This is a genomic window from Streptomyces coryli (assembly GCF_011044975.1).
Lineage (GTDB): Bacteria > Actinomycetota > Actinomycetes > Streptomycetales > Streptomycetaceae > Streptomyces > Streptomyces coryli.
Map to the genome: position 1 here is coordinate 1 of NZ_JAAKZV010000366.1, position 5,733 is coordinate 5,733.

The following is a 5,733-nucleotide window of genomic DNA, read 5'->3' on the forward strand; positions in this document are numbered from 1 at the left end:
GGGTGGTGGGACTTCGGGGTGGGGCTTCCTGGAACGCTACGTACGATGACTTCGGCCGGAATCAGTCATCGCATAAGGAATTCCGGTGTGGCGCCGGGGGCGGTGTAGGTAAGGGGGCGGCGGCCGTGCTGTACGGAAGGTCCGCCGAGCTGTCCGCCCTCACCCGCCTGATCGAGGACGCCCGCGCCGCTACGAGCGGCGTGCTGGTCGTCCGCGGCGAGCCCGGCATCGGGAAGTCGGCGCTGCTGGACGCCGCCGCGGAGGCGCCGCCGCCGATGGCCGTGCTGCGCGGGACCGGCATCGAGTCCGAGGCGCAGCTGCCGTTCGCCGGGCTGCATCTGCTGCTCAGGCCCGCGCTCGGAAAGCTGGCGCGGCTGCCCGCGCCGCAGCAGCGCGCGCTCGAAGGCGCCTTCGGCTTGGGCCCCGCCGCCCCGGCCGATCGCATGCTCATCGGGCTCGCGGTGCTGTCCCTGCTGTCGGAACTCGCCGACGACGGGCCGCTGCTGTGCCTGGTCGACGACGCCCAGTGGCTGGACCGGCCGACCGCCGAGGCGCTGCTGTTCGCGGTGCGGCGACTGGGTGCGGAGCCGATCGCGGTCGTCTTCGCCGTACGGGACGGGGAACTGCCCTTTCCCACGCCGGGGTTGCCGGAGCTGCGGCTGCCGCGGCTCGGGCCGGCGGACGCGGCGGCGCTGCTCGATGCGCAGCGGGGTGGGGCGTTGCTTCCCGAGGTACGCCATCGGGTGCTGGACGAGGCGCGGGGGAATCCGCTCGCGCTGATCGAGTTGCCGGTGGGGCTGGCGGCGGAGGGGGATGGCACGGGACTGCCGCTGACGAGTCGACTGCAGGACGCCTTCCATGGGCAGGTGGCGCGGCTGCCGGAGGCCACTCGGGCGCTGCTGCTGGTGGCTGCTGCGGATGAGTCCGGGGAGCTGGCCACTGTGCTGGCTGCGGCGCGTGCTCTGTCTGCTGGTGCCGACGCCCTTTCCGCCGGTACGGGCCTGTCCGCCGTTACCGAGAACCTGTCCGCCGGTCTCGCGGACCTCTCCCCCGCCCTGGACGCCGGCCTGGTCCACCTGGACGAGGCGGGCCGGCAGCTGACCTTCCGGCATCCCCTCGTCCGCGCCGCCGTCTACCGCGGCGCCCGTCCCGACCACCGGCTGCGCGTGCACCGGGCGCTCGCCGACACCGGACCCGCCGACCGCCGCGCCTGGCACCTGGCCAGAGCCGCCACCGGTCCGGACGAACACGCCGCCGCCGAGCTCGAACGAGCCGCCGCCCAAGCCGCCGAGCGCAACGGCCACGCCGCCGCTGCCGCCGCCTTCGAACGGGCCGCGAGTCTGACCACCGAGACCGCCGCCCGGGGCCGACGGCTCGCCCTCGCCGCCGAGTTCACGCTCGAGGCCGGCGAGCTGAGCCGCGCCGCCGCCCTCGCCGAGCGGGCGGCGCCGGACGTCGCGCCTGCGCTCCGGCACCGGCTCGTACGGACCCGGGCGGCGGCGAAGGCCGGGGCGGGTTCGCTGCGCGACGCCAATGACCTGCTGCTGGCCGAGGCGGACCGTATCGGGAGCGCGGCGGGGGGCGACGGCGATCCCAGCGCACCGCTGGCACTGCTGATCGAGGCGACGGGGAACGCCTGGTTCGCGGGAGACCAGGACATGGCGGCCCAGGTCACCGGCCACCTCGACGCGCTCGAACTGCCCGCCGCCGACGACCTGCTGCCGGTGCACCACCTACTGGACTGGATTCTCTCCCTCGTCACCGGCCGCCCCACCGACCACCTCCCGCCGATGGCGGACGTCGTCACGACGGCCGGCGCCGCCCCCCTCGACTACGTACGCAGCCGGCTGCACATCTCAGGCCTCGGGATGATCGCGGGCATCGACACCTGGTCCCACGACCTCGCGCACCGCATCGCCGCCGGGAGCCGGGCGGAAGGCCGGATCGGCGCCCTGCCCGCCGCGCTCTACCACGTGGCCGTCGCCGAATCCCTGCTCGGCCGGCACCGCGACGCCCTCGGCAGCGCCACGGAGGCCGCGGACCTCGCCCACGACACCGGCCAATGGCAGTGGTTCAGCCTGGCGAACGGCGTCCTCGCCTACCTCGCCGCCGCCGAAGGCGACGAGGACCGCTGCCGCACCCACGCCGGGCAGACCCGCATCGGCTTCCTCGGCCGCTCCTTCTCGCCCGGCGTGCACCGCGCCGAGTGGGCGCTCGGCCTGCTGGATCTCGGTTACGGCCGGCCGGCGGCGGCGCTGCGCCGGCTGGAGGCGCTCGGCCTCGGGACCGGCCGGCACCAGCTCCCGGGCGAACGCAGCGCCCCCGACCTGATCGAGGCCGCCGTCCGCTGCGCCGAACCCGACCGCGCCACCGCACCGTTCGCCCGCTTCGAGGCCGTCGCCCGCCGCATCGACCGCCCGGCCACCGACGCGCTCCTGCACCGCTGCCGGGCGCTGCTGACCACCGGCGAACGAGCCGGCGAGCACTACGCCACCGCCCTGCGCAGCCACGAACGCGACAGCCGCCCCTTCGAACACGCCCGCACCGAGCTCCTCTACGGCGAGTGGCTCCGCCGGGCCCGTAGCAAAGCGGAGGCACGCGAACATCTCCGCGCCGCCCTGACGGTCTTCGACCGCACCGGCGCCCGCCCGTGGTCCGACCGCGCCCGCGCCGAACTGGCCGCGACCGGCCTCACGTTGAAGGACGGCGAAACCCGGCCCCCGGAAGCGGCCTCCCTCCTCACCCCGCAGGAGCTGCAGATCGCCCGCCTCGCCGCCCAGGGCCTGACCAACCGCGAGATCGCGGCACAGCTCTTCCTGAGCCCGCGCACGGTGGGGCACCACCTGTACAAGGCGTACCCGAAGCTGGGGGTGGCCTCGCGGGGCGAGCTCGCCGCGCTGCCGCTGGATGCCGCAGGGGCGTAAGACCGGTCAGGGGCGGTAGACGAACTCCGCCAGGGTGGCGCGTTGTTTCCAGCCGAGGGTTTCGTACAGGGCGCGGCCGGCGGGGGTTGCGCCGAGTACGCCGAGGCGGGCGCCCTCTTGGAGGGCGTGGTCGGCGAGCAGGCGCATGACGAACTGGCCTAGGCCGCGGCGGCGATGAGCCTCGTCGGTTATCACCCGGTCGACGATCGAGGCCTCTCCTACGAGTGCCATTTGCCCCTGGGCCGCCAGGGTGCCATCGGCGTGCAGCACCCGTACGTATCGGACGTCGCCGACGCTCTCGATGGCGGCGCTGTAGCCCTCGGGTGCGACGGGGTGCGTCGTCGTGAGGTCGGTCGCCATGAGATAGCCCGACTCCTCCCGCACCCACCCCGCAGGGAGCCAGGGCTCGACGAGCTCCGGTTCCGCGGGGGCCTTGATCCAGGTCCGTGGGGCGGTCACCGAGGCGGCGGCGCTGCGTACCAGCGCTTCGTCCGTCTCGGGGAGCACATGCCGGCCTACTTCCTCCGGCCGTCCGGCGACCTCGATGAAGTACCCCCATGGCTTCTCCACCGGTGCCGGGGTCCCCCGCGAGACCGCCCATCCGGCCACCCAGGTCCTGACCGTGTCCGCCGCCATTGCAGCCTCCCGAGTAATAGTCGCTCCAGCTGAGCGAACCTTACAGCGAAAATTGCCGATCCGTATTGAATCGATCGGTCTAAAACCTGCTACGCTGCCCCGCATGGCACGACCGAGGATGTTCGACGAGGAGCGCGCCCTTGAGGCCGCCATGCGGCTGTTCTGGGAGAAGGGGTACGAAGCGGCCTCGACCCAGGACCTGTGCGAGGCGACCGGGCTGGGGCGCAGCAGCATCTACAACACCTTCGCCAGCAAGCATGCGCTGTTCATGCAGGCGCTGCGGCGCTACCTGGACACGATGGCGGGCGGCCAGCTCGCCACCTTGGAGGATGCCGGGCTCTCGGCGACCGAGCGGTTGCGGGCGCTGTTCGCCTCCGTCGTCGACATCGAGGAAGGCAACCGGCGGGAAGGGCGCGGACTCGGCTGCCTCGGCGTCAACAGCAGCACCGAGCTGGCGGGCCGTGATCCCGACGTGGCCGCACTACTCCAACGCGACCTGGAGCGGCGGCTGGTGAGCCTCCGCGACGTCATCGCGGCGGGGCAGCGGGCGGGGGAATTCTCCCGTACGCGGCGGCCCGAGGAGCTCGCGCGCTTCCTCAACGCCACCATCGCCGGCATGCGCGTATCCGCGCAGAACGGGGCCGATCGCGCCGACCTCGAGGGCATCGCAGCTTGCGCCCTGGATTCCCTCACCACCTGACCGTCCGTACGCCACCACCACCGACCCGGGCTTTCGCATGCCCTGGTTTTGAAACGATCCGTACAAAACGAAGGAGGTTCCCCCTCATGCCACGCGCCGTATACGTCCTGGCACTCGGCATCTTCGCCATGGTGACCAGCGAGTTCGTCGTCGCCGGGCTGATGCCGCAGATGGCCCAAGGGCTCAACGCGTCCATCCCGCAGATCGGTTACCTCATCACCACGTTCGCCGTCGCGATGGCCGTCGGCGGCCCCTTCCTGACCGTCGCGGTGATGAAGCTGCGCCCGAAGCCGGCACTGCTGATTCTCTTCGCCGTCTTCCTCGCCGGGAACGTCCTGGCCGCCACGGCCACCACCTACGGCGTCATGATGACGGCGCGGATCATCACCGGGATCGCGACGCAGGCGTTCTTCGGCGTCGCCATCTCCGTCTGCTCCACCGTCACCCGCGAGGAAGTCCGGGGCCGCGCCATCGCGGTGGCGATGAACGGGCTCATGCTCGGGACGCTGCTGGGTCTGCCGATGGCCACCTTCATCGGCGGTCGGCTGGGGTGGCGCGCGGCGTTCTGGGCGATCACGGTGCTCACGGTGGTCGCGGCGGTGGTCACGATGGCGGCCGTTCCGCGGCTGGACCGGCCGGCGGGTGCGACGGCCGGAGGTACGTTCCGCGAGGAGGTGCGGGTCCTCCGTAAGCCCCGGCTGTGGCTGGTGCTGTCGACGAGCACGCTCATCATCGGCGCGACGTTCGCCGCCTTCTCCTACTTCAATCCCATCCTGACCGAGGTCAGCGGCTTCGGCGCGGATACCGTTCCTGTCCTGCTCATCGCCTACGGCGCCGCCACCGTGATCGGCAATACGGTCGTCGGGCGGCTCGCGGACCGCCGTAATGTCGGCGTGCAGGTCGTCGGGCTGGCCCTCAACGCCGTGTTCCTGACCGGCTTCGCGCTCCTGGCCGATGTCGGGGTGGCCGCCGTCATCCTGATGATGGGCATCGGCCTGGTCGGCGTCACGATGAACCCGGCGATGGCCACCCGCGTCCAGCGGACCGGCAACGCGGGCCCGCTCGTGAACACCGTCCACTCCTCCTTCATCACCCTCGGCATCATCATCGGGTCGTCGGTGGGCGGGCTCTTCGTGGGTCTCTTCGGCCTGCGTTCGCCGCTGTGGCTGGGTGCGGCGCTGGCCGTGCTCGGGCTGCTCTCCCTGGTCCCCGAACTGGCGCGGCGGCGCGGCACATCCACCGCGATCGGCTACGCGTCGGCCAGGAAGCCGGCCACGCGGGCAAGCACCGCCGCCGCCCTCGCGTCATCGGCCAGCAGCACCGGCCACACATGCGGGACGTCGGGCACGTAATGCGCCTCCACCGGCACCTGGGCCTGGGCGGCGCGGGCGGCGAAGGTGGTGGCGTCGTCGAGGAGGGTCTCGCCGGTGCCGGCGAAGAGGAGCACCGGGGGGAGGTCGGTCGGGTCGGCGA

General features: G+C 72.7%; 5 protein-coding genes. 3 read left to right on the plus strand and 2 right to left on the minus strand.

Going from position 1 to position 5,733, the window contains the following annotated elements:
- Window positions 1-125 precede the first annotated feature (125 nt).
- The gene (locus G5C51_RS43885; protein WP_165245300.1) at window positions 126-2,924 is read left to right on the plus strand and encodes an AAA family ATPase; all 2,799 of its coding nucleotides are present in this window, start codon (window positions 126-128) and stop codon (window positions 2,922-2,924) included.
- A 6-nt stretch (window positions 2,925-2,930) separates the two neighbouring features.
- Here G5C51_RS43885 and G5C51_RS39365 read toward each other — a convergent pair whose 3' ends face one another.
- Entirely contained in the window at window positions 2,931-3,560 is a 630-nt protein-coding gene (locus G5C51_RS39365) for a GNAT family N-acetyltransferase (RefSeq protein ID WP_165245302.1), read from the minus strand.
- Between the two features lie 103 nt (window positions 3,561-3,663).
- On the opposite strand from G5C51_RS39365, the gene G5C51_RS39370 reads away from it, so the two are divergent.
- Both G5C51_RS39370 and G5C51_RS39375 read left to right on the plus strand, forming a co-directional pair.
- Window positions 3,664-4,260 carry a TetR/AcrR family transcriptional regulator gene (locus G5C51_RS39370; RefSeq protein WP_165245304.1) on the plus strand — a complete coding sequence of 199 codons (597 nt, stop codon included), beginning with the start codon at window positions 3,664-3,666 and terminating at the stop codon, window positions 4,258-4,260.
- A gap of 86 nt (window positions 4,261-4,346) precedes the next feature.
- Window positions 4,347-5,612: an MFS transporter gene (locus G5C51_RS39375; protein ID WP_165245306.1), complete on the plus strand. Its 1,266-nt coding sequence runs from the start codon at window positions 4,347-4,349 to the stop codon at window positions 5,610-5,612.
- On the opposite strand, the gene G5C51_RS39380 is transcribed toward G5C51_RS39375, so the two are convergent.
- Window positions 5,510-5,733, minus strand: a 224-nt coding sequence (locus G5C51_RS39380) for an alpha/beta hydrolase (protein ID WP_165245307.1), incomplete at its 5' end; no start/stop codon positions are given. The two genes, G5C51_RS39375 and G5C51_RS39380, sit on opposite strands and share 103 nt — an antisense overlap.

Excerpts from the sequence above, each read along its gene's own strand:
- G5C51_RS39365 (WP_165245302.1), bottom strand. The coding sequence starts at position 3,560 with ATGGCGGCGGACACGGTCAGGACCTGGGTGGCCGGATGGGCGGTCTCG.
- G5C51_RS39370 (WP_165245304.1), top strand. The coding sequence starts at position 3,664 with ATGGCACGACCGAGGATGTTCGACGAGGAGCGCGCCCTTGAGGCCGCC.
- G5C51_RS39375 (WP_165245306.1), top strand. The coding sequence starts at position 4,347 with ATGCCACGCGCCGTATACGTCCTGGCACTCGGCATCTTCGCCATGGTG.